Genomic DNA, 23,888 nt, shown 5'->3' on the forward strand with positions numbered 1-23,888 from the left:
CCTCTGTTTAAATTCAAAATTAGGTAAACGCGGTTATCAGGGAGCCGATGGCGCTCAGTGCCATAAGCCCGTCAAGCGCGAAATAGTAAAAATAATCAGACCGCCCCCGCAGGCTCCGCCGGTAGGCAAAGGCAAGCAGGATGCCCGGGAGCAGGAGCCAGGCCGTTTCCGTCATCGGGACGCCCAGGAAGGGAAGCAGGCCGCCGCTGGCAAAGAAAACGGCCAGGGCGCCCGTAAAAAGGCGCCGGATGCCCGCTTCCGGCAGCGCCGTAACGAGGCTGCGGATGCCTTCGGCGCGGTCCGATTCGCGGTCGCGGTAGTCGAACAGGATGCAGATGGCGTAGATGAGGTAAAAGCGGTTGAACACCAGCAGGTAGTCCATCATCCGCCATTCTCGCCCCGAAAGCAGCAGGGGCAGGATGTAGGGGATATGGGTCCAGGCAAGGGCCAGGAAGGCCGTCTTGCCCACGGCTACGCGCTTCAGGTGGCGAAAGAGCGGACCGGGTATCTTGGGTGCCGAATACAGGAAAGTGATAAAGGCCGTCAGCAGGAGCCAGCGCCAGTGCGCGATCAGCTGCAGGCCCCACCAGGCGGCGCCGGCAGCGCTCACGCCGAATAGCGCGGCGTGCAGCTTGCGGTGCCCGTAAGACCAGGCAGCCTTGCGGCTCTCGCCATAAAGGGCCGGTGTCAGCATCCAGTGAAAGTTATAGCTGCTCAAGGTGCCGCAGAGCACGAACAGTAACAGGCGGCTGTCGGCAGGGATACCGTAAAACTGTGCCGCATGCAGGGTCATGGCCACGGCGCAGCAGGCTATGAACAAACTGGTAAACAGGAAAAAATCGGCGAGGGAACGGGCAAAACCCATCGATCAACGCTCTACCACTACATTCTCGAGCACCAACGTATCGCTTTTGTTACCGGCACGGTCGCGTACCACGAACCGGTACACAAGCGTGTCGGGCTCCTTGCGGCCGCCCGCGCCCACCGGCGGTGCGAAAGACGAAACAAGGTCGGCGTGGCGGAAGTTGATCTCGAATTCACCCTTCGAATTCTGGGGGAAGTCGGGGATCTTCATTTTGATGGTGTCGCGAAGCGTGCAGATACCGCTGCCCTGGGGGTCGCAGCCCTGGCGGCGGTTGGTGCGTACGCGGCGGATGATCAGCGAGTCGCCGGCATCTCCTTCCTTGTCGAGAAACCCGAGCACCACCCGAAGACCCGAAGGGTTTTCCTGGGTCGGCAGCGGAACGAACAGGTCGGATGTGGATACGAGTTCCAGTTTCGGCTTCGTCTCCAGTTTACCTTTGCTGCATCCGGCAACCAGCGCGATGGTCAGAAAACTCAGAAGTGTATATTTCATCAGGAAGGGTTGATCCAAACAAATTTAAAACTTTGCCGCTAACATTTTGAACGCATTACAAACCGCAGGGCAAATAATTCACATTACCGAAACGGGCTTCCCCGACGCGGCCCTGGCGCTTTACCGCCACCAGCGGGACCACAACCCGATCTACGGCCGCTTCTGCTCTCTTGTGGGCGCCCCTGCCGACCTGCAGGACTGGACGCGGATCCCTTTTCTGCCGATCACGTTCTTCCGCGACCACGACCTGCGCACCGGCATATTTACCCCGCAGGCCGTGTTTGAAAGCAGCGGTACCACCGGCACCATCCCGAGCCGTCACCGCGTTGCCGACACCGGATTATACAATACCGTTGCACGTGCCGGCTTCGAACGGATCTACGGACCGCTGGAAGATTGGTGCATCCTGGCGCTGCTGCCTTCCTACCTGGAGCGCGGGCAAAGCTCGCTGGTGCACATGGTGCAGCATTTTGTGGAAAGGGGCGGGCATCCCGAGAGTGGTTTTTTCCTGTACGATCATGCGGTGCTGGCCGGCAGGTTGCGGCATCTCGAAGCGGTGGGGCAGAAGACGCTCCTGATTGGGGTGACCTATGCCCTTCTTGATTTTGCCGCTGCTTTTCCACAGCCGTTGCAACATACTGTGGTGATGGAGACCGGTGGCATGAAGGGCCGCCGCCGCGAGTTGCTCCGCGCCGAGGTGCACCGGGAATTGCAGGCCGCTTTCGGCCTTGCGGCGATCCACTCGGAGTACGGCATGACGGAGCTTCTTTCACAGGCCTATGCGCCTGCCGCCGGCCTGTTTTCCTGCCCGCCCTGGACGCGTGTGCTGGCGGTGGAAGAAGACGACCCCGGCGCCGCCCACACCACCGCCGGCAACAGCGGCCGGCTGTGCGTGATCGACCTTGCCAACGTACACTCCTGCGCCTTTATCGCCACCGGCGACAGCGTGCGTCTCCACGAAGGCGGGCGCTTCGAGGTGCTGGGAAGGCTGGATCATACGGATATCCGGGGCTGCAGCCTGCTGGCACTGTGACCTCAACCCCGGCCCCAGTGCAGCTTTACCTTGCCTATCGCCGGCCTTCTGGAGAGTCGCAGGAATATTCAATCGTAAATGCTCAATTCGCAATGTTCAAGTTGTAGCTCCCGCACCTTGGGTCTTGAGGATTGAAAATTGAATTATTGAAAATTTTCCGGTGCCTGTTCAGGGCAGCAAAAAGCCCCGGTGCACACCGGGGCTTTTCCAGACTCGTTGAAGCCAAGGACGCTTAAAGGACAGGTCCTTCCTGTCCGCGGCTTTGCTGGCGACGACCGCCGCGCGAGTTCATACCGCCTTTGCGACCTGCCTCGCGGGCTTCCTCGCTCGTCCACTGGTGGGCAACTCCCTGCTCGTGGGCGGCGCGGCCACCTTTGGATGCGATTTCGCGCTGGCGTTCCGGACTCATTGCAGCAAAACCGCGGTTGGAACGCTTGCGTTCGCTGTTGTTTTGCTCGCGTTGACCTTGGTTTTCTCCGTTGATTCTGTTTTCGTTCATAAAATAAACGTTTATGCGTTTTGAATGGTTAAGAAGGTGTGCAACCTGTTATCATATAACAAAAAAACTGTGCCTCGTTCCGAACTGATTCCCGCCCCAGGTGTAGAACGTTCCGTTTTTGAGAAATCCCGACCTGTTTTCCGTTTAAAACACCTGATAATTATTTGTATATGAGGCGCCGGGCCTGACCTGTGGGGCAGCTTTGCTGTCGGTTAATTTCTACGAACATGAGCTTGGTGTGGTAGGCGCTGCCCATCCGGTCGCGCATCAGCAGGCGAGCAAGCCTTCAATGGAGATGCGCTCCAGGTAAGGCTCCAGGCAGGCAGTACCGCTGAAAGCTTCCACGGAGTGGATGTCAAGGCTGTTCATGGAGAAGGTGACTTCGACGTAGAAGTCACGGACCTGGTAAAGGAGTACCGACCAGGGGTTGTCTTTTCGGTGTCCCAGGTAAGCGCCCTGCTCAAGCAGGTAGCGCCGCTGCGCGGCGGAGTCGAGTGCGTTAAATGTGTCGGATGTCATCGGTTTGAGGTTAGCTTTCTGAAAGCGACTCAAATCGGATGCCATGTGTGGCCTTTGTGTGATTGGTTTTTGAAATCAGGTCCACCAGCGTGCGCGCCAGGTCGAGCACCTCGCTGTATTCCATGCCTTTTTCGTAGCAGCGCTGGACGCCGGCCTGCAGCAGCTCGCGCTGCAGCTTGGGACTCATGCCGGTGGAATAGAGAACCACGGGGATGTCGCTGTAGCACGCTTGCTGGCGCAGGAAGAGCGCCAGTTCGGCACCATTGATGGCGGGCATATTGTAATCGAGCACGAAAAGTTCGGGGAAGGATTGGGCCGGAAGGTGTTCCAGGTATTCCAACAGTTCCTGGCCGGAACTGAACATCTTTACCTCATTATTAAAACGCAGCTCGCTGAATGCCTGATGCATGATATAGCGGTCATCGGCATCGTCTTCAACAAGCAAAATCCGGTAGGCCAGCTTTTGCATACGGTGGTGATTAAGGGTGTGAAAAACAAATGTAGCAAAAACGAACCATCGGATAAATACGAAAAGCCCCAATATTCGGGGCGCTAAGTAGAATTACGGGAGTAAGCCGCGGGGTTTGTCAGGCGTTGAAAAGACTTCCCAGGGGCAGCACGTCGCTGAGCTCCGTTTTACATACCTCGATCATGATGGCACCAATGGAAGAGTTGTTGTAGCGCAGCTGTACATGATGCACCTCCTGCGCGGCCGCTTCCAGTGCCTTGATGTGGTAGCGCCGGATGGGCGCCTTTCCGCTCAGCACCGCCGCAAAAGAGCGGAGGTAGGGGTCGTTGCTCGCTTCCAGCTCAGCGTCTGGGATGATCTCCAGCTCACGGCGCGCTGCTTCCTGCACCTGCGGGCGCTCATGGCCGAGCTGCTCTTCGGCAAGGCCATGAAACTGGTCACCGATACGCAGGGCCAGGAGGGTCAGCACGAGGCTGTCGAGAAATTCCATGTTGATCTCGTTCAGCGGTACTTCGCGGAACGTATAGAGACCTTCCAGCCCCGAAAGCAATAAAAACGGGTTGATCCCGAGTGATTGGGCCTTGTCGTTAAGAAGCTGAAGGAAGGCTTTTTCGTCCATAGGGCGCTCTTTGCATGTTTAGGTGGGCAAGATACGCGATCCCCGGTCGGCCTTCCGGAATGGCGTAAGGTCGCAAATTGTCAATCGTCAATCGTGAAAAGGTTCCAGCAGGCTCGCGACTGATGTTTTCTTTCACGATTGACGATTTACGATTGACGTTTAAACTTCATCGATATCATCGCGGCGTACCGTCTTTTCTACGGTCACGCGGTCGCCGGCGCCGGCACGCGTAGTGGTGGTATCCACTGTTGTGGTCCGGCTGCGGCCGCCGCCGAGCAGGGCCACCAGGAGCAGGATAAATACGGCCGCGCCGATTACCCACACCCAGGGCGAGTTGTACCAGTTACCCGAAACGCCTTCGGAGATGCTGGTAGTGCTGGAACTCGAGCTCGTGGTTGACGAGGAAGAGCCGCCACCGCTGCCACCGGAAGAGGAGCCGCCGTCCTGTGCCCAGACAGCCGCCTGGAAACCGCACAGCAACAGCACCAGTGCCGCACGATGTGCGCGGGCATAGATCAGATTGTGTTTCATACGTTTTTCTTTAATGATAATTCCGTTCCATGGCACTGGTTCAATTATCGCGCCAGCACATCATTGGGCATTGAGGCTCCCGCCTTCCTCGTTATCGTCTTCCGAGCTGAGCAGCTGGTCTGTCAGTATGTCGTTGGGATTGTTGCGCTGGGTATGGTCTACCTGCTTTTCATGGGCCTTCTTCAGCTGGCGGGCCAGCACATCCACACAGGAGTCCACCGACTGCTCAAAGGAAAGTCCGTGTTCCTTTACAAACAGGTCCGGGCCGGGTACCTCGAGCCGGATCTCGCAATAGTCTTCCGGCGTATTACGGTCGGGACCTTGAAACAGCACCACGTTTGCCCGGATGATCCGGTCCGAGGGCTTGAGCTTTTCCAGTTTCTTTTGAATATAGCCTTCCAGTTCAGAGCTGTGCTTGAAGCCCAGCGATTGAATGATCACATCCATAGCATGTTTTTACGAATGTGCGCTGCCAACATCATACCGGGATGGATATTTCGATCTCCGATTTCTGATGTCCGATCTCTGGTCGGAAGCACCGGTTCGCTTATGCGGAGGCTGTGCCGTTGCGCGCTACACCGGGCGCGCGAGTACAATGAGGCGCGGGCACCGGCGCACATCGTAGTGCCCGAGCGAATAGTCGCCGAATACCTCCTGGATCTGCATTCCCTGGAAGGCCAGCATCTCGGTAAAATCGCCGAGCGAGAATTTGGCCACCTTTTCGGTGTGCACGAGGGGGCGGTCCATCGCGGGGTCCGTGACGATGATCTTTTTGTAGAAATAATGCTCATCGTGCCAGCGGTGGATCTCGTACTGTGTGTCGCCCACTGTTTTTTTCTCGTTGTGCACGAGGCGTTCTTCCACCCAGTGCACATTGAGGTAGTCGATGAGGAGGGTGCCGCGCGGGCGGATGCTGTGGGCCATGGTACGCAGGGCGGCGTCGTGCTCGCGGCGCGTGGCGAAATACCCGAAGGAGGTAAAGAAGTTGAACGCGTAGTCGAAATAGCGCACGCGGTAGGGGAGGCGCATGTCGTGCACCGCGAAGTTGAGGTGCTCGTTCTCGAACTGGCGGGCGTAGGCGATGCTTTCGGCCGAAATGTCGATACCGGTAACGTCGAAGCCGCGGGCAGCCAGGAAGCGGCTGTGGCGCCCCTTGCCACAGGCCACGTCGAGGGCGGTGGCGCCCGGCGCCGGCTGCAGGTGCCCGATGAGGCGCTCCAGGAAGGCCTCGGCCTCCCGCTCATCGCGCTCAAAATAGAGCTTGTGGTAGTAGTCCGAATTGAACCAGTCGCGGTACCATTCCCGTTCTGCTGTGCCTGCCATGCCGCAAAGGTAAGGTTCTGGGGTTCTGAGGTTTTAGGGTTCTGGGGTTGGTTTTTTAAAGCGTCAACCCTGACCTCAGAACCCCCGGAACCATAGAACCTTAGAACCTTCGGTGGCTTTACCGTATTTTTGGCCCCTTAAAAAAGGACCTTACGTGGCATTAATAAAGAGTATCTCGGGTATCCGGGGCACCATCGGCGGCAAGCCGGGGGAGAACCTGACGCCCATCGATGTAGTGAAGTTTACAGCAGCTTACGGATCGCTGATCCTGGAGGGCGCCGACAAAAGCGTCCCCGCTAAAATCGTGGTGGGCCGCGACGGCCGCATGAGTGGCGAGCTGGTCAGCGGGCTCGTGATCAACACCCTCATCGGTCTTGGCCTGCAGGTGATCGACCTGGGCCTGTCTACTACCCCCACCGTGGAGCTGGCCACCAAGGCGGAAGGCGCCGCGGGCGGTATCATCATCACCGCCTCCCACAACCCGAAGGAGTGGAATGCCCTCAAACTGCTCAACAGCGAAGGCGAATTCATCTCCGCCGAGCTCGGCGCCCGTGTGCTCGAGCTGGCCGCCACCGAGCAGATCCTTTTTCCCAACGTAGACAAGCTCGGCTCCGTCTCCCGCGACGACAGCTGGATGCAAAAACATATCGACCTGGTGCTCGACTACCCGCTGACCAATAAAAAGGCCATCGAGAAGAAGGAATTCAAGGTGGTGGTGGATTGCGTTAATTCCACCGGAGCCCTCATCGTGCCCCAGCTCCTCACGGCCCTCGGCGCCACCGAGGTGATCGTGCTCAACGGCGAGGTGAACGGCCGCTTTGCCCACAACCCCGAGCCCCTGCCCGAGCACCTTTCGCAGCTGAGCAACGAGGTGGTAAAGCAGAACGCCCATCTCGGCATCGCCGTAGACCCCGATGTAGACCGCCTCTGCTTTGTGTGCGAGGACGGCTCCATGTTTGGCGAAGAATACACCCTCGTGGCCGTCGCCGATTATGTGCTGGGCAAGCGCCCCGGCAACACCGTCAGCAATATGAGCTCCACCAAGGCCCTCAAGGAAGTGACCCTCAGGCAGGGTGGCCAGTATTTCCCGTCGGCCGTGGGCGAGGTGAACGTGGTGAAGAAAATGAAGGATCAGAACGCCGTCATCGGCGGTGAAGGCAATGGCGGGATCATCGTTCCCGACTTCCACTACGGCCGCGACGCCCTGATCGGCATCGCGCTTTTCCTGTCGCACTTTGCCTCTTCGAAGAAAACGAGCCTCAAGTCGTTCCGCGCCAACTACCCCGACTACTTCATCTCCAAGCAGAAGATGGAGCTGGAAAAAGGGCTCGACGTGCCGGCCATTTTCGAGCAGATCATGAAAAAATACAAGAACAACCCGATCAACACCGAGGACGGCCTCAAGATCGAGTTCGATACCGACTGGGTGCACCTCCGCACCTCCAATACGGAACCCATCATCCGCATCTACGCCGAAAGCAATTTCGAAACGACGGCGAACAACATCGCCCGGAAGCTGATGAACGATATCCGCGAATGCAGCAACGGGTAATGTGCTAATGGGGGTAATACCCAAAAGGAAATGCGTACAGTATTCTGTAAAGACGCACCATGTGCGTTTTTTTCAGCTTGTGGCTGTGCCCTGTGCAGTTCCGCTGCTACCGCGCCATGTGCGTGTCCCGATAATCCAATAGGTCGTAACTTTGCGGCCGTAACGCTTGCAATATGCCGGAAACACTCTTCCAACCCGTAACAACGGCCGCCGCTATGACTGACAACCGCATCTATTTCGACAACGCCGCCACGACGCCCCTCGATCCCGAGGTGCTGCAGACGATGTTGCCGTATATGCAGACGCATTTCGGCAATCCTTCGTCGATCTATTCGTACGGACGTGAAACGCGGCTGGCCATCGAAACGGCGCGTAAAACGGTCGCCCGCCTGCTGGGCACCCGCCCCGGCGCGATCTTCTTTACTTCCGGCGGTACGGAGAGCAATAACACCGCCATCGCCGCCGCCGTGCGCGATCTCGGCTGCCGCCATATCATCACCTCGCCCATCGAGCACCACGCCGTGCTCCATACCGTGGAATACTGGGCCCATGGCAACGAGGTGACCCACAGCTTCGTGGCACTGAAAGAAGACGGATCGGTGAACATCTCCGACCTCGACCGCCAGCTGGCCGAACAGCACGCCAAAGGCGTACGCTGCCTCGTGACACTGATGCATGCCAACAACGAGATCGGCGTGCTGCTGCCGATCAAGAAGGTGGGAGAGACCTGCAAGAAATACGACGCGATTTTCCACTCCGACTGCGTGCAGACCGTCGGGCATTACCCGCTGAAGCTCGACGAGCTGAATGTACATTTCATCTCGGGCGCCGGCCACAAGTTTCACGGGCCCAAGGGTACGGGAATCCTCTATGTGAGCGAGGATGTCAACATCAAGCCCTATATCCTAGGCGGCGGCCAGGAGCGCAATATGCGCGCCGGCACCGAAAACGTTTATGGCATCGTGGGCTTCGCCAAGGCGCTTGAGATCGCCATGGACAACTACGACGCCGACAGCCAGTATATCCAGGGGCTGCGCCGCCACATGCGTGGGCGCGTTGAGGCCGAGATCCCGGGTGTGAGCTTCAACTGCAGCGCCGATTCGCTTTATACGGTGCTTTCCGTGTGTTTTCCGAAAAACGAAAAGACCGAGTTCCTGCTGATGAACCTCGACATGCGCCACATCTGCGTGTCGGGCGGCTCGGCCTGCTCCTCGGGCGCCGATATCGGCTCGCACGTGATGAAGGCCCTCAACAAGGCCAACGACTGGGTGACGATCCGCTTCTCCTTCAGCCGCTTCAATACGATCGATGAAATTGACCGGGTGGTGGATGCGTTGAAAGAATTGGTTTAGTGTGCTAGTGAACTAATTTGCTAGTCAGCTAAAAAGGTGAAAGCCGCTCCTAAAGGGGCGGCTTTCACAATATTGAAGGTCGGTTAATGTTTAGCACATCAGCACACTAACCCACTAGCACACGTTCAGAGATTCCACCAGGGGTTTCTGCGTGCAGCGAAAATGTAGCGCTTCATATTCATCCAGAAGGCCAGCACCATGTATACGATCACGGGAGAGCCGAGGGAGAGGAGCGACACGTAAATGAACCACATGCGGATGCGGGAAGTGGCGATGCCCATACGGTCGCCGATGGCGGTGCACACACCAAAGGCCTGCCATTCGATGAAATCCTTGAACCGGTTCATTGCACGAATTTAGTTTTTTCGGAGATGCGTTTGGCAGCCCCGTACATCCAACGTACGAAAGCGGCTTTTTTGTAGATTTGCACCACTTTTACGAAAACGCTTCTACAAACACAATGCCTGAGTTCGCCCCAGGCCAAAAAACAAGAGCCAATGTTATTTGATTTAGACTTGATCCGGAAAGTTTACGAAGAACTCCCTTTCAAAGTCGCATCCGCGCGCAACCTGGTGAAGCGCCCGCTCACGCTCGCCGAGAAGATCCTGTACTCCCATACCTTCACTCCCGCCACCCGCGTGCTCGAGCGCGGCAAAGACTATGTTGACTTTGCCCCCGACCGCGTGGCCATGCAGGACGCCACCGCGCAGATGGCCCTGCTCCAGTTCGATACCTGCGGCCGCAGCCGCGTAGCGGTGCCCTCCACGGTGCACTGCGACCACCTGATCCAGGCCAAGGTTGGCGCCAAGCAAGACCTTGACCAGGCCATCGATACCAACCGCGAGGTATACGACTTCCTGTCGTCCATCTCCAACAAATACGGCATCGGCTTCTGGAAGCCCGGCGCCGGCATCATCCACCAGGTGGTGCTCGAAAACTACGCTTTCCCCGGCGGCATGATGATCGGTACCGACTCCCACACCCCTAACGCGGGCGGTCTCGGCATGCTCGCCATCGGCGTGGGCGGCGCAGATGCCGTTGACGTAATGGCCGGACTTGCCTGGGAGCTGAAAATGCCCAAGCAGATCGGTGTGAAGCTCACCGGGAAGCTGAGCGGCTGGGCTTCTGCCAAAGACATCATCCTGTGGGTTGCCGGGCAGCTTACCGTAAAAGGGGGGACCGGCGCGATCGTAGAATACTTCGGCGAAGGCGCCGACAGCCTTTCCTGCACCGGCAAGGCCACCATCTGTAACATGGGTGCCGAGATCGGCGCTACCTGCTCGGTATTTGCTTACGACGACAAGATGGCGGCCTACCTGAGCGCCACCGGCCGCGAAGAAGTAGCTGCTGCCGCCAACGCGGTACGCGAGCACCTCCGCCCCGACGAGGAAGTATATAAGAACCCCTCCAAGTTTTTCGACCAGGTGCTCGAGCTCGACCTGAGCACCCTGGAGCCTTATGTGAACGGTCCCTTTACCCCGGACCTCGCCACGCCCATCTCCAAGATGGCCGAAACCGTAGCCGCCAACGGCTGGCCCGACACGGTGGAAGTAGCCCTCATCGGTTCCTGCACCAACTCTTCGTACGAAGACATCTCGCGCTCGGCTTCGGTAGCTGCGCAGGCCAAGACGAAGGGACTCAAGGTTGCTTCCGAATTCACCATCACCCCGGGCTCCGAGGTGGTACGCTACACCATCGAGAAGGACGGCTACCTCGGCACCTTCGACGAGATCGGCGGCATCGTGCTGGCCAATGCCTGCGGTCCCTGCATCGGTCAGTGGGCCCGCCACATGGACGATCCGACCCGTAAGAATACGATTGTAACCTCCTTCAACCGCAACTTCGCCAAGCGTAACGACGGCTTTGCTTCCACGCACGCCTTCGTGGCCTCGCCCGAGCTCGTTACAGCCTTCGCCATCGCCGGCCGTCTTTCCTTCAACCCCATGACGGACAAGCTGACCAACGAAAAAGGCGAGCAGGTGATGCTCGACGAGCCGAAAGGCTTCGAGCTGCCGCCCACCGGCTTCAAGGTGGAAGACCCCGGCTACCAGGCGCCCGCCGCTGACGGCACCGGCGTACAGGTGAAAGTGGCCGGCGACAGCACCCGCCTCCAACTGCTGGAGCCGTTCCCGGCATGGGAAGGCACCGACCTGAAAGGCCTGAAGCTGCTGATCAAGGTGAAAGGCAAGTGCACCACCGACCATATCTCGATGGCCGGTCCCTGGCTGAAATACCGCGGTCACCTCGACAACATCTCCAACAACATGCTGATCGGCGCCATCAACTATTTCAACAACGAAACCGACAAGGTGAAGAACGCCATCACCGGCGAGTATGGCCCGGTGCCGGCAACGCAGCGCGATTACAAGGCGCGCAACTTCGGCTCCGTTGTGGTAGGTGATGAAAACTACGGTGAAGGCTCGAGCCGCGAGCACGCCGCCATGGAGCCCCGCCACCTCGGCGTGCGCGCCATCCTGGTGAAAAGCTTCGCGCGCATCCATGAAACCAACCTGAAGAAGCAGGGCATGCTGGCCCTCACCTTCGCCGACAAGGCCGACTACGACAAGATCCAGGAAGACGATACGATCGATATCCAGGGCCTGACGGATTTCGCGCCCGGCAAGCAGCTGACGCTTGTGCTGAACCACAAAGACGGCTCCTGCGACAAGATCAAGGTAAACCACACGTACAACCAGCAGCAGATCGAATGGTTCAAGGCCGGCTCGGCGCTGAACCTGATCCGCAAGCAGTTTGCAGCGGCATAAGGGGCACGCGGAAAATGCGGAAACCACGGAATAATTGTAAGAAGCGAGGCAAGTGCCTCGCTTCTTTTTTGCGGTAATAAAACACAGGGCAAGCAGACGCAGCAGCTACATCGATTTCGTGTTAACCAGAACATATGACGATAATACCCTGAATCCCGGAAAATCATAATCATCATAAAAAAATCTGCGTTCTTTCTCTTCAGCAGGCAACGCTTTTTGAGCACCGCCGTACATACTCACAAACCATCCCTTTATGCTTTCTTCGCTCGTGAAGCGGGCCGGTATTGCAATCCCGGTACTGCTCCTGCTTTTCTATGCCTGCTCGAAACCGTCCGGCAACGACAACACGGCCCCTGTTACGCCACCTGCTAATCCCTGCGTGGGTGTAACGGTGACCGTCACCGGCACGGTTACCAACGCCACCACCGGACAATCGAACGGTGCTATCAGCGTAACGGCTACGGGCGGCTCGGGCTTCACCTTTTCCAAAGACGGAACCAATTTCGGGGCGTCCGGCTCCTTCGCTAACCTGGCGGCCGGCACCTATACCATTACCGCGAAAAACAGCAGCGGCTGCACCGGCAGCGCGCAGTTTACCGTGGGCGCCACCAACCCCTGCACCGGCGTGACCATCAACGTTACGGCTACACCCATAGGCGCCACCACCGGCCAATCCAACGGCTCCATTGGTGTAACGGCCACCGGCGGTGCATCGCCGTACACCTTCAGCAAAGATGGCGGCACTACCTTCCAGGCATCCGGTTCCTTTACCGGCCTGGCCGCGGGCAGCTACACGATCATTGTGCGCGACGCCAACGGTTGCACCGGTTCGGCAACGGCTACCGTGGCCTCTGTCAACCCCTGCGCGGGCGTAACCATCACCGTTACAGCGCGCGCCGACAATGCGATGCCCGGCCAGTCAAACGGTGCGGTGAACGCAACGGCTACCGGTGGCAGCGGCCCGTACACCTTCAGCCTCAACAACGGCGCATTCCAGTCATCGGGCACCTTCGCCAACCTCGCGGCAGGTAACTATACTGTAGTTGCGAAAGATGCCAACGGCTGTACCGGAACCGCAACTGCCACCGTTGGCACGATCAATCCCTGCGCGGGCGTAACGGTCGGCTTTACACCGACGGTGCAGACGGCCACGCCCTGTACCTTGCCCTTTAACGGCTCTATCACCATCAACGCCACGGGCGGCTCGGCACCCTACACCTATAGCTTCAATGGCGGCAGCAGCTTCCAGGGAGGAAACGCCATGACAGGCCTCGACGCGGGTCCTTACCCGGTGATCGTTCGCGACGCCAACGGCTGTAGCTCGGCTAACACCAACGTCAACGTCGGCGTCACCCCGATGGGCACACTTTTCTCACAGGTCAAGTCCATTCTCCAGGCCAATTGCGCCGTGTCGGGCTGTCATAATATCAGCACCCAGCAAAACGGCCTCAACTTCTCCGACATCTGCACCATCGTGCAGCAGGCCGACCGTATCAAGGCCCGCGCGGTGGATCTTGCCAACACACCGAGCCAGATGCCGCAGCCCCCGCGGGCGGCACTGACGGCCTCCGAGCGCGCCACCATCACCAACTGGGTGAACGCCGGCGGCGGCTACAGCAACTAGTGGCTCGCTGAAAACGCTGAAATCGCGGAATATTATTGTGAAAAACCAACAACGAAAAAGCCTCGCGTTGCGAGGCTTTTTCGTTGCCGGCGAAGCCTCGCTATCGGCTTCACCTACTGTCCCCAGCGATACGATTTATTCTCCAGCCCGATAAGATCGATCACGCGATCGATCACGGTAGCGGCCGCTTCTTCAATTGTTTGGGGGCGGCTGTAAAAGGAGGGTGTTGCCGGGCAGATGATCCCGCCGGCGAGGGTAACCGTTTCCATATTGCGGATATGCACGAGGCTGTAAGGCGTTTCACGCACCACCAGCACCAGCTTTTTGCGTTCCTTCAGCATCACGTCGGCGCCGCGGGTGGTGAGGTCGTTGGACGTGCCCGACGCGATGCGGCCCAGCGTGCCCATCGAGCAGGGCGCCACCACCAGCGCGTCGTAGCGCGCCGAACCGGAAGCGAAGGGCGCCATGAAGTCATTTTTTTCAAAATAGCGGAACGGAAACCGGTTCCAGTCCTCGTCGCCAAGCTCGGTCTTCCAGTTGTAGCGCGCATTGTCGCTCATCACCACCGACACCTCGGCACACTGCTCCTTCAGGGCTTCAAGGCGCTGCAGCAGGAGGCGGGCATAGATGGCGCCGCTGGCGCCGGTGATGGCTACGGCGATCTTTTTCATCGGGCAAGGAGGTTAAATTCGGCGCGGTGCGCGGGCGTCTCCGCCACCTGCAGCCAATAGGCGAAAAAGCCGCCAATCACCCGCCGCGTCGCCTCCAGGCTCGTGGGCTTGATGATATAGCTGCTGGCCCCCTTCTGGTAGCAGCGCTTCACAAAGGACGGGTCCGGGCTGTCGCCCAGCACCACCACCGGGAGGTGTGTCCAGCGGGTGCCGGCCTTGATGCGGTCCAGGATGTCGAGGCCGGTCTCGGGCTTCACGTTGAAGTCGAGCAGCACCAGCATCGGCTCCTGTGCTTCCAGCGCGTCCACCAGGCAGTCGCCGTTGGGGACAAATCGCAGGGGCACGTCAATCCCGAGTTCTTCGAGAACAGACACCGTCAGCTGCTGGTCGTCGTGGTCATGTCCCAGCATAAGTATATAGGTAGCGGGCATAAAGGCGGGTTTTGTCAAAAATACGGAAGGCGCGAAGGGATGACGAATATTGAATATTGAATATCGAATAACGAATGTAGATCGGACGGCCTACCGTTGCTTTTGCGCGGAGTTGATATCGGCTTCGCGGTTGACGGAAGTTGAATCCACAGGCTGCTCTTTTTTCTTTTTGCGGAAAAGATCCTTCAGCGAGTCGAACTCCTTGCGGTAAGAGAGCTTGGCGCCGACGCGCTTGTTGGTGACGGGATTCGTGGATCCGGAAATGAGATCGGGCGACTGTGAATAGAAGAAGGTAGCCCGGATAGAGCCGGTCGGGTTGATCAGTACGTCGATGCTCACGTCGGGATAAATGTATACACGCTGGCTGATGTCGTTATTGCCGGGAATCGGAACGTCGAAAGACCCGCCAAAGGTGATCTGCACGCGCTCGCCGGCGATGGGGGCGGAGAGACTTACGTTGAGTGTGCTCTGGTTGATGCCGAAGCCCCGGTTGGTCTGGTTGAGCAGGTTGCGGTTGTACAGCGATCCCGAGAAGTTAAGCGTCACCTTGTTGTTGGCCAGCACCTTGCCCAGCACCTGGTTGAGCAGGCGGTTCACCTCGCCGAAGAAAAGCCCCGAGATGGTACTATAGGCAAATTCGTTGAGCGTGCCGGCCGAGGAGTTGTCGGTGCCCGTCTGCACCGGCGCAAAGGAGTTGAATACGATCAGGTAGGTCACCTGCTTGTTGATCTCGTTGGTGTTCTTTTCGATTTCCTGCAGGCCGTAGGCAAACGATGGGTTGGTGTACACCGGGCTGTTGTTCGGGAACTCGAGGTGGAAGGCGAAGTCGGGGCGGAAGAGATCGCCCGTGAGGATGGCCACCACGTTGACGTCGCCGCGCATCCGCTCCAGGCGGTCGTCGTTGAGTGACAGCGAGGTCACCAGCGGTGCGAAGCGCACGTTCTCGGCCTTGTAGATGGCCTCGAAGCGGATACGCGCATTGTACGGGTCGCCGGTCCACTCGATGAAGTTGTTGGCTCCCTTGCGCAGCTCGAAGGGCTTTTTGAAGAACGACTGGAACGTAAACAGGTAGCTTCCTTCCTCGATGTTGTAGCGGCCGCTGATGGCAAGCGGCTCGTTGGTGCCCGACTCGATAAAGAGGTCGCCGGTGCCGCGGCCCTTGATGGCATCGCCGGTGAGGTCGTCGAGGATCACCTCCACGTTCACCATCGGGTTGGCCGTCAGGTTGAGGCTGTAGTGGATATTGCTCTCCTCGTTGCGGAAGGTTTCGGGCGTCATTTCCGTACCGTATTTCCGCTCCACCAGGAAGTCGGCCGCGCCCGTTTCGCGGCTGCGCGAAGGCGGCAGGGTGATATAGGAGGAGTCGCGCTCGGAGGCCTTGATGTTGATCTCCATATTCATGGCGCTCTGCGGCCCGCTCAGCGTCATCGAGCCGGTGCCGCGCGCGCGCCCGTAAAAGGTCTGGTTGTCGGCATAGGTGGTGTTGAGCAGCTGGATGGGACCGTCGTCGGTACGCAGCGCCAGGTCGAAAACCATATTCTTGAAACCGGTGTGCTCGATGGCACCCGTAACCGTGGCGGTGCGCCCGGCCCGCTCGGCAACCGAGGCTACCGAGTCGTCGCGGAGACGCAGCCTTCCGAAATTGATCCGGTTCTCTTCGAGCTCGATATCGGCGTCGTACAGCCAGTATTTCACCTGGGTGAAGTTGACCTTCATCGACGCGTCTTTGAGGCGCGCGCGGCCCACGTAGCGCGGGTTGTTGCGCGGGTCGCGGATCTCGAGGTTGCCGGTGACGAAGCCCTGCATCTCCGAGAACAGCGAGCCGAGGAAGTTCTCGAGGTATTTCACCGAGTAGTTCACCGCTTCCAGCTGGATGCGGTCCGCGGCACCGGTGCTGGCGCTGTCGAGATCCATATTCACATCGAAAGCGATCCGGTGGTTCGGGTCAACGTTATTGCCTTTTGCCAGCAGCTTGCCGGTTTTCTTATTGTAGCTGCCGCTCGCCTGCAGCTGCCCGATGGAATCGTTGTCGACGCGCAGCTGGTCGAAGCGGAGGTCGCTGGTAACGAAAAAGCGGTTCGCCGGGTCCTCGATCACCGCGCGGCCGTTGGCCAGGCCCTCGATGCGGTTCTTCGGCGCCACAAAGGGCATCACGTCGCTGAGGTTGAGGTCCTTCAGATCGATCACGAGGTCGTTCAGGTTGGCACCTTCTTCCGAGGGCCGCGTGCTGAGGCGGATCTCCTGGTTGGATTCCCGCAGCACTACGTCGCCCTGCGTTACCGTATTTCTGCGGAAGTCGAGCGTGCCGCCTTCGGCGATGCTCCAGGTCTTCCCGTTCAGCACGAAGGTCGACTTGTTGAACAGCACGCTCAGTCCATCGCTGTACGTATTCACACGGGCCGACAGCGCCGCTTCATTGATGGCCTGGTTGGAGGTGGTTGTAATGGAGATATCCGACACGTCGTTGGCCACCTGGATGCTGAATTTGGTCTGTGGCAGTGTCACCGAATCCGACACGGTGGAGTTGCCCACCTCGCCCTCCAGCCGCAGCTGCGAGAGGTTGCCGTTGCCAAAGAGCCGGATGTCGGAGAAATTGAATTGCTTGTAGCCGAAGGCCGGCACCTGCGCATCGAGCGTCAGCGTGTTGGAGCCGAGGTCGAGCGCCCCGCGCACCTGGCTGTTGTTGCCACCCGACAGGCGCTTGTCAAAAATTTTCAGGTAGTCTTCAATGATGCCGGTACGGATTTCAAACGTAAAGGATTGCTTCGGCATGCCGGAGCGGTGCGGCGACTTGATATAAGCCGGGTAATACTGGTGCAGGAACAGTTGCACGGCCTCCGGCAGGCTCGGGATGTCGAACTGCCCATGCACGAGCGCGTCGAGCTCGTTGGAGCGGATGCGCAGGGTGCGCGCGCCGCCGGCGTAGGTGCTCGACACGTACAGTGAGTCGAAGGAAAGACGGCGGCCGCCCTGCAGCAGCACCGCGTCGGTGATGTTGGCGGTGCCGGTGAAGTCGGCCAGTGAGCGGCCCGTGAGGTTGAGCGCGAAGCGGCCGTTGAGCGAGAGGTCTTCGCTGGCGAGGCCGAGGGCGCGCAGGTTGCCCTTTACGATATTGGCCGTGGCATTAAAGGTGGGCTCGGGGCCGCCGAAGGTCACGAGACCTTTCACCGTACCCTCCACGTTTGGGTCCTTGATACCGAAATCGCCGTTGAAGGTGTTGGCATCGATGCGTCCCTTGGCGGTGATGTTGCGGTAGGTGTAGCCGCGAAACTGGAAGCGGTGAATGGTGCCGTTGATGTCGAGGTCGAGTTGGCTGCGGGTGAAGCCGCGGCCCTTCAGGTCGCCGTGGAAATCGACGATGCCCAGGTCGCTGTTGTTGAAAAACTGACCGAGGTTGAAGGCACCCGTAGAAACACTGCCGGAGTACACCGGCGCCGCTCGGTCGGGGAGTTTCATGTTAAGGTCGGTCTTCAGCGAGCCCAGCGCGGTGTGCAGGGTGCCGAAGGCAACAAAGTCTTTGAAGAAGCCGGTGTAGGTACCCGTAAAGCGGATGGTGCCCAGCTTGCGGAGATTGGGCATGGTCACCGAGCGCAGGTCGGGGATGAAGGTGACGGCGTCATGGTAATTGGTCACCAGGTCCCGCGCCTCGATGTTGAGGAAGGTCTTGGCCGGGTCGGTCAATCCCTGCACGGTAAAGTTGCCGTTGAGCGCCGTCTGCCCGGTGCGCAGCTTTACGTTCTCACCGTCAAAGGCATCCACCATCCCCCTGATCTTTCCGTCGATATAAAACTGCCGCTTCCAGCTTTTGAGGTCGGGGGCGAAGATGGCGATATCGTCGGAGGTGATGAGGCTGTTGTCGAAATGGCCTTCCATCCGCACCTTGTCGGCGAAGTCGCTCAGGTCGGCGAAAGAGCCGAAGCGCATCACGAAGTAGTCGCGCAGGGTGGAGTTGTTGGTGCGGATCAGCAGGTTGCGGAACTCCATCTGCCCCGGGTTGAAGTTCAGGTTGCCGCGGAGGGTGCGCACCAGCAGCCCGCCGCGCTCTTTGGCTACGAGGTCTACGCGGGCGCGCATCGTATCGTGCACGAGGCTCAGGTTCTGCAGGTTGCCGGTGATGCCGTTGAAGTCGATGTGGCGGCCGTCGAAATAAGGTGCCTTACTGCCCAGGATGCCGTCCTTGTCGGAGCGGAACTGTGCGTTCTTCAGCTGCAGCTGCGCCACGTGGATGTACATGCGGCCGGGGTTCCAGCGGAGGGTGGCGGTGTCTTTCGGCGCCGGGCGGAGCGAATCGGCCACCTTGGAGGCGCGGGGGCGGGCTCCCTTATAGCCGAACTCGTGGTACACGAAGCCGTCGAGCAGGAGGCGGTCGATGTCGAAGACCTTCCCGGTGAGGCTCAGTTGCTTCGCATCCATATCGAGGCGGCCCACCCGCGCATAGAGATCGTCGCCCTTCCAGGCGTCGTGCTGGGTGAAGCGGATATTTTCGAGCACGACTTTCTTCAGGCTGAAGTCGATGCCCGACTCTTTCTTCTTACCGGTGGAGGGGGAGGCGAAATAGTCAACGAGGTAGCGGTAGTTCCACACCGAGTCGGTGCGCTGGAGCTTGATGGTGGCGTTTTTGAGGCCGATGTATTCGAGGTCGGCCTTGTCTTTCAGGAAGAACCAATCGGTGATGCGTACCTGCACGAGGCCGGCGGCGAGGAGGGTATCTCGCTTGCGGTCTTCCACCAGCACCCCTTCGAGGTTGAGCTTGTTGAAGAAGCCGATCCGCACCCGGTCGATGCGGATCTTCGACTGCAGCTCGCGCGAAAGGCGGCCGGTAACCTGGTGAACAAGCCAGGTTTGCCCCCACTCCGTTTGCACGAAAGCCAGGGTTAAACAAAGAAGGATCAGCAGGGAGAGGATGACCGCACCGGATATTTTAGCCGCTCTTTTCAGTCTGTTTCGCCTTTAATGGTTGTAAAAATAGTCGTTTCGCATCCCCTGTGACTTCAGAAAAGGAACAGTGGTAAGCAAAAAGATGTGAAAGTTCCCCTTTGGGTTGCCTCTGCCGCCGCCGCAGAGTGGTTGTCGTTGCTACTGCTGGCGCCGCTTTGCGCGACGGGCGAATGCCCGTCATTGCGAGCGGAGCGAAGCAAACTCCGGCGTTACGCAGGGTGTTCGCAGCCGGAAAATTGCGCATTGAAGCTTTTTCGGCTGCAATCAGTCTTCAGGTCGGGGAGCTTGCTTCGATATGCTCGCAATGACGCTTCGCGTCGCTTCGCCTACAAGCAGACCTGCGCAGCGCCCGCTCGTCCCCACATGTTCACCCCATCCGCTTCCAAACCCACAAACCCCGTAACTTTCCGTCCCACTATTGCAATCCCTCTGCCATGAGACTACTCCTGACGATTTCTACAGTGCTGCTTTCGCTTTTGGCCACGGCCCAGCAGCAGCGTCCCGATTTTATGCTGGTGATTCACGGCGGCGCCGGCACCATCCTGAAAAAGAACATGACCCCCGAGCTGGAGCGGCAATACCAGCAGGGCCTCGAGCGCGCCCTTCAGGCCGGCTACGCCATCCTCAACCGCGGCGGCACCGCCCTCGATGCGGTGGAAGCCACCGTGCGGGTGCTGGAAGACGACTCCCTGTTCAACGCGGGCCGCGGCGCCGTGTTTACCAACGAGGGCCGCAACGAGCTCGATGCCGCCATCATGGACGGCCGTACGCTCAAGGCGGGCGCCGTAGCCTCTGTGACAACCGTCCGGAACCCGGTCACGGCCGCCCGCGCCGTTATGGACAAAACGGAGCACGTGATGCTGATCGGCCCCGGTGCCGAAAAGTTTGCCAGGGAGCAGGGCCTTGTCATCGTAGACCCGTCGTACTTCCGCACCGAGCGCGCCTGGCGCGCCCTGCAGCGGGCAAAAACGCTTGATTCGCTGAAAGCGGTACAGCAGGCCGGCGGCGCCACCCCGAAGCAGGAGGCCTTCCTGCGGCAGCCCGGCAACCATGACTATAAATACGGCACCGTGGGAGCCGTGGCCCTCGACAAGGCCGGCAACCTGGCAGCCGCCACCTCCACCGGCGGCATGACCAACAAGAAGTACGGCCGCGTGGGCGATGCACCCATCATCGGCGCCGGCACCTTTGCCTCCAATGCCACCTGCGCCGTGTCGTGCACCGGCTGGGGCGAATACTTTATCCGTCTCTCCGTGGCCCGCAGCGTATCCGACCTCATGGAATACAAAGGCATGAGCGTGCAGGCCGCCGCCGACGAAATGATCCAGAAAAAAGTGCCGGCCCTCGGCGGCGACGGCGGTCTCATCGCCCTCGACAGGAACGGCAACTTTACCTTCTCTTTCAACACCGAAGGGATGTACCGCGGGTATATCCGGCCCGATGGAAAGCCGGTGGTCAAAATTTACAAAGAGCAATAAATTTTTGAGGGCCTTGCGGCCCTCTTTTTTGCACGACGGCGCAACGGCACGACGAAGAAATGTTTATTGTTATTGGCAATATCGGGGCAGTCAGGAATTTAGAACAGCATAAGGTCGTTAGCTACACCAATCAATTCAAACGCCTTAAAAATGAATGCACGTAATAAATAAACACGTCGTGTCGTGGTGCCGTCGTGCCATTGTGAATAAGGCCGCTTGCGGCCGCACTGTATGGATTATTTCCGTGAAAAGATCTTTCCGATGCTCATTCCGGCCACCTGGTGCTTGATGCTTGGGCCAAAATCATTCTGGTTGAGGCTGCCGACGCCGTGGTTGTAGTGGGCGTTGAAGAAGAAGCCGCTGCGCGTTTCCACGCCGAGGCGAACGATGAGCGAGGCGGTGATGCGCCCGTAGGCGTCGTTGGAAAAATTCATCGTGCGGCCCGAAGTGCTGCCGTCGCGCAGGCGCAGGTCTTCGGTGCCCCACACGGCAAAGTCGGCCGCCGGCCCGAACTGTATAAAGGGCCGCGTGCCTGCCGACGCGAAGTAGAGGGTAAACAGCGGTGCGAGTTCGAAGGTGTGCACCCGCAGGCGGTTGCCCACGACGTTGATACCCGGGTTGCTCGAGGTGTCGGTGAGGTTCACGTCAAACCCTTTCAGGCTGTAGGCCAGCGAAGGGGAGAAGTAGAAATTTCCTTCAAAGGGGATGCGCAGGATGGCGCCCGCGTGCGCGCCGGGCAGCCAGGTAGTGGCCTGCCGGTGGCCGTGCAGGTAATAACCGGCACTGGTGGCCTGCCCGCCAACAAAAAAGCCATACTCGGTTTTTTGTGCAGCCGCTTCCTGCAGCGAAGAAAGCAGCAGGAGCGAAGTAAGGATTCGAAGAAGCATCGACGAAAATAAGTTATGGGGTTCTAAGGTTCTGAGGTTCTGGGGTTCTGGGGTTCTGAGGTTTCGGATTCTCGTTTTATTGTTCTCTCGTTCTCTTGTTCTCAGTACCCACGCGCATCATCATCGCCGCGCCGGTCTCCTACAGCAATGATAGTGCCGTTGTCGCGCACCTGGATGATTTCGGTACGACCGATCTGCCCGCGCTCTTCGATCTTATAGCCCATGGCTTCGAGGCGTGTCCGCACGTCGGCGGGAAATCCTTTTTCCACATACAGCACGTCGGGTAGCCACTGGTGGTGAAACTTGGGCGCGTTGATGGCCGTTTCGGCATCGAGCTGCAGGTCGATGATATTGACCAGGGCCTGGAACACCGAGGTGGGAATGGTGGTGCCGCCCGGTGTGCCCACCACGATCCAGGGCTTGCCGTCCTTCAGCACGATGGTGGGCGTCATCGAAGACAGCATGCGTTTGCCGGGTGCCACCGCGTTGGCCGCGCCGCCCACGGCACCGTAGATATTCGGTACGCCCGGCTTCGCGCTGAAGTCGTCCATCTCGTCGTTCAGCAAAAAGCCGGCACCGCCGATGACGGTCTTGCTGCCATAGGAGTTGTTGAGGGTCGTGGTGACGGATACGGCGTTGCCCTCGCCGTCGAGCACGCTGAGGTGGGTCGTCTGCTCGCTTTCCTTGCCGGGTGTGCCGGGCTTGATGAGGGTGCTGTTGCCCGCTTTGCCGGGCACATAATCTTTCATACGGTCGCGCAGGTAGGCCTCGCTCACGAGCGCCTTTTCGGGCACCGGGTAGAAGTCGGCATCGCCCATATGCTCGGCGCGGTCGGCATAGGCGCGGCGCTCGGCCTCGGCCATCAGGTTGACGGTCTCGGGTGTGTTGTGGCCGTAGGTGTAGATCGGCCATTCCTCCACCATCTTCATCATGGCGTGCAGCAGGGTGCCGCCGCTGCTGGGCATCGGCATCCCGATCACTTCGTGGCCTTTATAGGTGAACGTATGCGGCTCGCGCCACTTTGCTTTATACGCAGACAGGTCGGCGGGCGTGATGAGGCCGCTGCCCCGCTGCATTTCGTCAACGATCAGGCGCGCGGTTTCGCCGGAATAAAAACCCGCGGCACCGCCGTCGCGGATGCGGCGCAGGGTGGCGGCGAGCTCGGGCTGCAGGAGGGTGTCGCCGCCCTTCCACCGGCCCGACTTTTGAAACGCGTTGGGACGCGTGTTGTAGCGCGCCAGGTCTTGCTGGATGTTGTTGAGGCCGGCGGCTTCGCGCTCCGTCAGCACAAAGCCTTTTTCCGCCAGCTGGATGGCCGGCTCTATGAGCCGTCGGAAGGGGAGTCGCCCGTAGCGATGACTTTCGAAAAGACCGGCCACGGTGCCGGGCACGCCGCCCGCACGGTGCCCGTTGACCGAAGCGCCTTCGATCACGTTGCCCTGCGCGTCGAGGTAGATATCGCGGTGCGCGGCCGCGGGAGCGGTCTCGCGGTAGTCGAGGGCGAGGCTTTTGCCATCGGCGAGGCGGGCCACCATAAAGCCGCCTCCGCCGATATTGCCGGCACCGGGATATACCACGGCCAGCGCCAGCTGTGTGGCGATGGCCGCATCTACGGCATTGCCGCCGGCTTTTAAAATCGAGAGTCCTACCTGCGAGGCCAGCGGGTGCGCCGACACGACGGCGCCATGCGTCGCTTCGGCTTTTTTCTGAACGGTAACATGATAGGCGTCGATGGGGGCGGTGATGCGGGTACCGCGGCAGGCGGCGAGTGCGAGCAGGGCGACGAAAAGGTAATTACGCATGGAGGGAGGAATTGCGGGAAAGGTACGCAGGATGTATC

Annotated in this window: 21 protein-coding genes; 6 read left to right on the forward strand and 15 right to left on the reverse strand. The window is 59.3% G+C overall.

Going from position 1 to position 23,888, the window contains the following annotated elements; all coding sequences use genetic code 11:
- Positions 1 to 19 precede the first annotated feature (19 nt).
- Positions 20 to 865, reverse strand: coding sequence for a UbiA family prenyltransferase (locus EPD60_RS15810; RefSeq protein ID WP_131450498.1), 846 nt, complete (start codon positions 863 to 865; stop codon positions 20 to 22).
- 3 nt (positions 866 to 868) lie between these two features.
- A complete protein-coding gene (locus EPD60_RS15815; protein WP_131450499.1) occupies positions 869 to 1,357 on the reverse strand; it encodes a hypothetical protein in 489 nt (162 codons plus the stop codon).
- Positions 1,358 to 1,403: 46 nt separating this feature from the next.
- Between EPD60_RS15815 and EPD60_RS15820 the strand changes: the two genes are divergently transcribed.
- The gene (locus tag EPD60_RS15820) at positions 1,404 to 2,390 is read left to right on the forward strand and encodes a class I adenylate-forming enzyme family protein (protein ID WP_243647855.1); all 987 of its coding nucleotides are present in this window, start codon (positions 1,404 to 1,406) and stop codon (positions 2,388 to 2,390) included.
- 232 nt (positions 2,391 to 2,622) lie between these two features.
- On the opposite strand, the gene EPD60_RS15825 is transcribed toward EPD60_RS15820, so the two are convergent.
- The 7 genes from EPD60_RS15825 to EPD60_RS15855 all read right to left on the reverse strand — a co-directional run bounded on the left by EPD60_RS15825 (position 2,623) and on the right by EPD60_RS15855 (position 6,350).
- Positions 2,623 to 2,889, reverse strand: a complete 267-nt coding sequence (locus tag EPD60_RS15825) for a KGG domain-containing protein (RefSeq protein WP_131450500.1) — start codon at positions 2,887 to 2,889, stop codon at positions 2,623 to 2,625.
- A gap of 267 nt (positions 2,890 to 3,156) precedes the next feature.
- Positions 3,157 to 3,408 carry a hypothetical protein gene (locus EPD60_RS15830; RefSeq protein WP_131450501.1) on the reverse strand — a complete coding sequence of 84 codons (252 nt, stop codon included), beginning with the start codon at positions 3,406 to 3,408 and terminating at the stop codon, positions 3,157 to 3,159.
- A 10-nt stretch (positions 3,409 to 3,418) separates the two neighbouring features.
- Entirely contained in the window at positions 3,419 to 3,877 is a 459-nt protein-coding gene (locus EPD60_RS15835; RefSeq protein WP_131450502.1) for a response regulator, read from the reverse strand.
- Between the two features lie 118 nt (positions 3,878 to 3,995).
- Entirely contained in the window at positions 3,996 to 4,496 is a 501-nt protein-coding gene (locus tag EPD60_RS15840; RefSeq protein ID WP_131450503.1) for a hypothetical protein, read from the reverse strand.
- A 159-nt stretch (positions 4,497 to 4,655) separates the two neighbouring features.
- Positions 4,656 to 5,027, reverse strand: coding sequence for a hypothetical protein (locus tag EPD60_RS15845; protein ID WP_131450504.1), 372 nt, complete (start codon positions 5,025 to 5,027; stop codon positions 4,656 to 4,658).
- 60 nt (positions 5,028 to 5,087) lie between these two features.
- On the reverse strand, positions 5,088 to 5,474 hold the full coding sequence (locus tag EPD60_RS15850; protein WP_131450505.1) for an HPF/RaiA family ribosome-associated protein: 387 nt from the start codon (positions 5,472 to 5,474) through the stop codon (positions 5,088 to 5,090).
- Between the two features lie 126 nt (positions 5,475 to 5,600).
- Positions 5,601 to 6,350, reverse strand: coding sequence for a class I SAM-dependent methyltransferase (locus EPD60_RS15855; RefSeq protein WP_131450506.1), 750 nt, complete (start codon positions 6,348 to 6,350; stop codon positions 5,601 to 5,603).
- 154 nt (positions 6,351 to 6,504) lie between these two features.
- Between EPD60_RS15855 and glmM the strand changes: the two genes are divergently transcribed.
- Positions 6,505 to 7,902 (forward strand): phosphoglucosamine mutase, encoded by a 1,398-nt coding sequence (gene glmM / locus EPD60_RS15860; protein ID WP_131450507.1) that lies wholly within the window; start codon positions 6,505 to 6,507, stop codon positions 7,900 to 7,902.
- A 173-nt stretch (positions 7,903 to 8,075) separates the two neighbouring features.
- Positions 8,076 to 9,254, forward strand: coding sequence for a cysteine desulfurase family protein (locus EPD60_RS15865; RefSeq protein WP_243647856.1), 1,179 nt, complete (start codon positions 8,076 to 8,078; stop codon positions 9,252 to 9,254).
- A gap of 125 nt (positions 9,255 to 9,379) precedes the next feature.
- On the opposite strand, the gene EPD60_RS15870 is transcribed toward EPD60_RS15865, so the two are convergent.
- Complete coding sequence (locus tag EPD60_RS15870) at positions 9,380 to 9,601, reverse strand: PspC domain-containing protein (protein WP_131450508.1); 222 nt, start codon at positions 9,599 to 9,601, stop codon at positions 9,380 to 9,382.
- 150 nt (positions 9,602 to 9,751) lie between these two features.
- Between EPD60_RS15870 and EPD60_RS15875 the strand changes: the two genes are divergently transcribed.
- Positions 9,752 to 12,019, forward strand: coding sequence for an aconitate hydratase (locus tag EPD60_RS15875; RefSeq protein ID WP_131450509.1), 2,268 nt, complete (start codon positions 9,752 to 9,754; stop codon positions 12,017 to 12,019).
- Positions 12,020 to 12,272: 253 nt separating this feature from the next.
- Positions 12,273 to 13,643 (forward strand): SprB repeat-containing protein, encoded by a 1,371-nt coding sequence (locus EPD60_RS15880; protein ID WP_131450510.1) that lies wholly within the window; start codon positions 12,273 to 12,275, stop codon positions 13,641 to 13,643.
- 113 nt (positions 13,644 to 13,756) lie between these two features.
- On the opposite strand, the gene EPD60_RS15885 is transcribed toward EPD60_RS15880, so the two are convergent.
- The 3 genes from EPD60_RS15885 to EPD60_RS15895 all read right to left on the reverse strand — a co-directional run bounded on the left by EPD60_RS15885 (position 13,757) and on the right by EPD60_RS15895 (position 19,608).
- Complete coding sequence (locus EPD60_RS15885; RefSeq protein WP_131450511.1) at positions 13,757 to 14,314, reverse strand: UbiX family flavin prenyltransferase; 558 nt, start codon at positions 14,312 to 14,314, stop codon at positions 13,757 to 13,759.
- Positions 14,311 to 14,745 carry a response regulator gene (locus EPD60_RS15890; protein ID WP_131450512.1) on the reverse strand — a complete coding sequence of 145 codons (435 nt, stop codon included), beginning with the start codon at positions 14,743 to 14,745 and terminating at the stop codon, positions 14,311 to 14,313. The genes EPD60_RS15885 and EPD60_RS15890 overlap by 4 nt, the downstream gene beginning before the upstream one ends.
- Before the next feature lie 90 nt (positions 14,746 to 14,835).
- Positions 14,836 to 19,608 carry a translocation/assembly module TamB domain-containing protein gene (locus EPD60_RS15895; protein ID WP_131450513.1) on the reverse strand — a complete coding sequence of 1,591 codons (4,773 nt, stop codon included), beginning with the start codon at positions 19,606 to 19,608 and terminating at the stop codon, positions 14,836 to 14,838.
- Between the two features lie 509 nt (positions 19,609 to 20,117).
- On the opposite strand from EPD60_RS15895, the gene EPD60_RS15900 reads away from it, so the two are divergent.
- Positions 20,118 to 21,161, forward strand: coding sequence for an isoaspartyl peptidase/L-asparaginase family protein (locus EPD60_RS15900; RefSeq protein ID WP_131450514.1), 1,044 nt, complete (start codon positions 20,118 to 20,120; stop codon positions 21,159 to 21,161).
- Between the two features lie 236 nt (positions 21,162 to 21,397).
- On the opposite strand, the gene EPD60_RS15905 is transcribed toward EPD60_RS15900, so the two are convergent.
- Together EPD60_RS15905 and ggt are read right to left on the reverse strand one after the other, a co-directional pair.
- Complete coding sequence (locus tag EPD60_RS15905; RefSeq protein ID WP_131450515.1) at positions 21,398 to 22,048, reverse strand: porin family protein; 651 nt, start codon at positions 22,046 to 22,048, stop codon at positions 21,398 to 21,400.
- A 101-nt stretch (positions 22,049 to 22,149) separates the two neighbouring features.
- Entirely contained in the window at positions 22,150 to 23,850 is a 1,701-nt protein-coding gene (ggt, locus tag EPD60_RS15910) for a gamma-glutamyltransferase (RefSeq protein WP_131450516.1), read from the reverse strand.
- Positions 23,851 to 23,888 lie beyond the last annotated feature (38 nt).

It is taken from the genome of Flaviaestuariibacter flavus, assembly GCF_004337505.1.
GTDB lineage: Bacteria > Bacteroidota > Bacteroidia > Chitinophagales > Chitinophagaceae > Flavisolibacter > Flavisolibacter flavus.

Coding starts and splice junctions, on each gene's coding strand:
- EPD60_RS15810 (WP_131450498.1), bottom strand. CDS start 865: ATGGGTTTTGCCCGTTCCCTCGCCGATTTTTTCCTGTTTACCAGTTTG.
- EPD60_RS15815 (WP_131450499.1), bottom strand. CDS start 1,357: ATGAAATATACACTTCTGAGTTTTCTGACCATCGCGCTGGTTGCCGGA.
- EPD60_RS15825 (WP_131450500.1), bottom strand. CDS start 2,889: ATGAACGAAAACAGAATCAACGGAGAAAACCAAGGTCAACGCGAGCAA.
- EPD60_RS15830 (WP_131450501.1), bottom strand. CDS start 3,408: ATGACATCCGACACATTTAACGCACTCGACTCCGCCGCGCAGCGGCGC.
- EPD60_RS15835 (WP_131450502.1), bottom strand. CDS start 3,877: ATGCAAAAGCTGGCCTACCGGATTTTGCTTGTTGAAGACGATGCCGAT.
- EPD60_RS15840 (WP_131450503.1), bottom strand. CDS start 4,496: ATGGACGAAAAAGCCTTCCTTCAGCTTCTTAACGACAAGGCCCAATCA.
- EPD60_RS15845 (WP_131450504.1), bottom strand. CDS start 5,027: ATGAAACACAATCTGATCTATGCCCGCGCACATCGTGCGGCACTGGTG.
- EPD60_RS15850 (WP_131450505.1), bottom strand. CDS start 5,474: ATGGATGTGATCATTCAATCGCTGGGCTTCAAGCACAGCTCTGAACTG.
- EPD60_RS15855 (WP_131450506.1), bottom strand. CDS start 6,350: ATGGCAGGCACAGCAGAACGGGAATGGTACCGCGACTGGTTCAATTCG.
- EPD60_RS15865 (WP_243647856.1), top strand. CDS start 8,076: ATGCCGGAAACACTCTTCCAACCCGTAACAACGGCCGCCGCTATGACT.
- EPD60_RS15870 (WP_131450508.1), bottom strand. CDS start 9,601: ATGAACCGGTTCAAGGATTTCATCGAATGGCAGGCCTTTGGTGTGTGC.
- EPD60_RS15875 (WP_131450509.1), top strand. CDS start 9,752: ATGTTATTTGATTTAGACTTGATCCGGAAAGTTTACGAAGAACTCCCT.
- EPD60_RS15880 (WP_131450510.1), top strand. CDS start 12,273: ATGCTTTCTTCGCTCGTGAAGCGGGCCGGTATTGCAATCCCGGTACTG.
- EPD60_RS15885 (WP_131450511.1), bottom strand. CDS start 14,314: ATGAAAAAGATCGCCGTAGCCATCACCGGCGCCAGCGGCGCCATCTAT.
- EPD60_RS15890 (WP_131450512.1), bottom strand. CDS start 14,745: ATGCCCGCTACCTATATACTTATGCTGGGACATGACCACGACGACCAG.
- EPD60_RS15900 (WP_131450514.1), top strand. CDS start 20,118: ATGAGACTACTCCTGACGATTTCTACAGTGCTGCTTTCGCTTTTGGCC.
- EPD60_RS15905 (WP_131450515.1), bottom strand. CDS start 22,048: ATGCTTCTTCGAATCCTTACTTCGCTCCTGCTGCTTTCTTCGCTGCAG.
- ggt (WP_131450516.1), bottom strand. CDS start 23,850: ATGCGTAATTACCTTTTCGTCGCCCTGCTCGCACTCGCCGCCTGCCGC.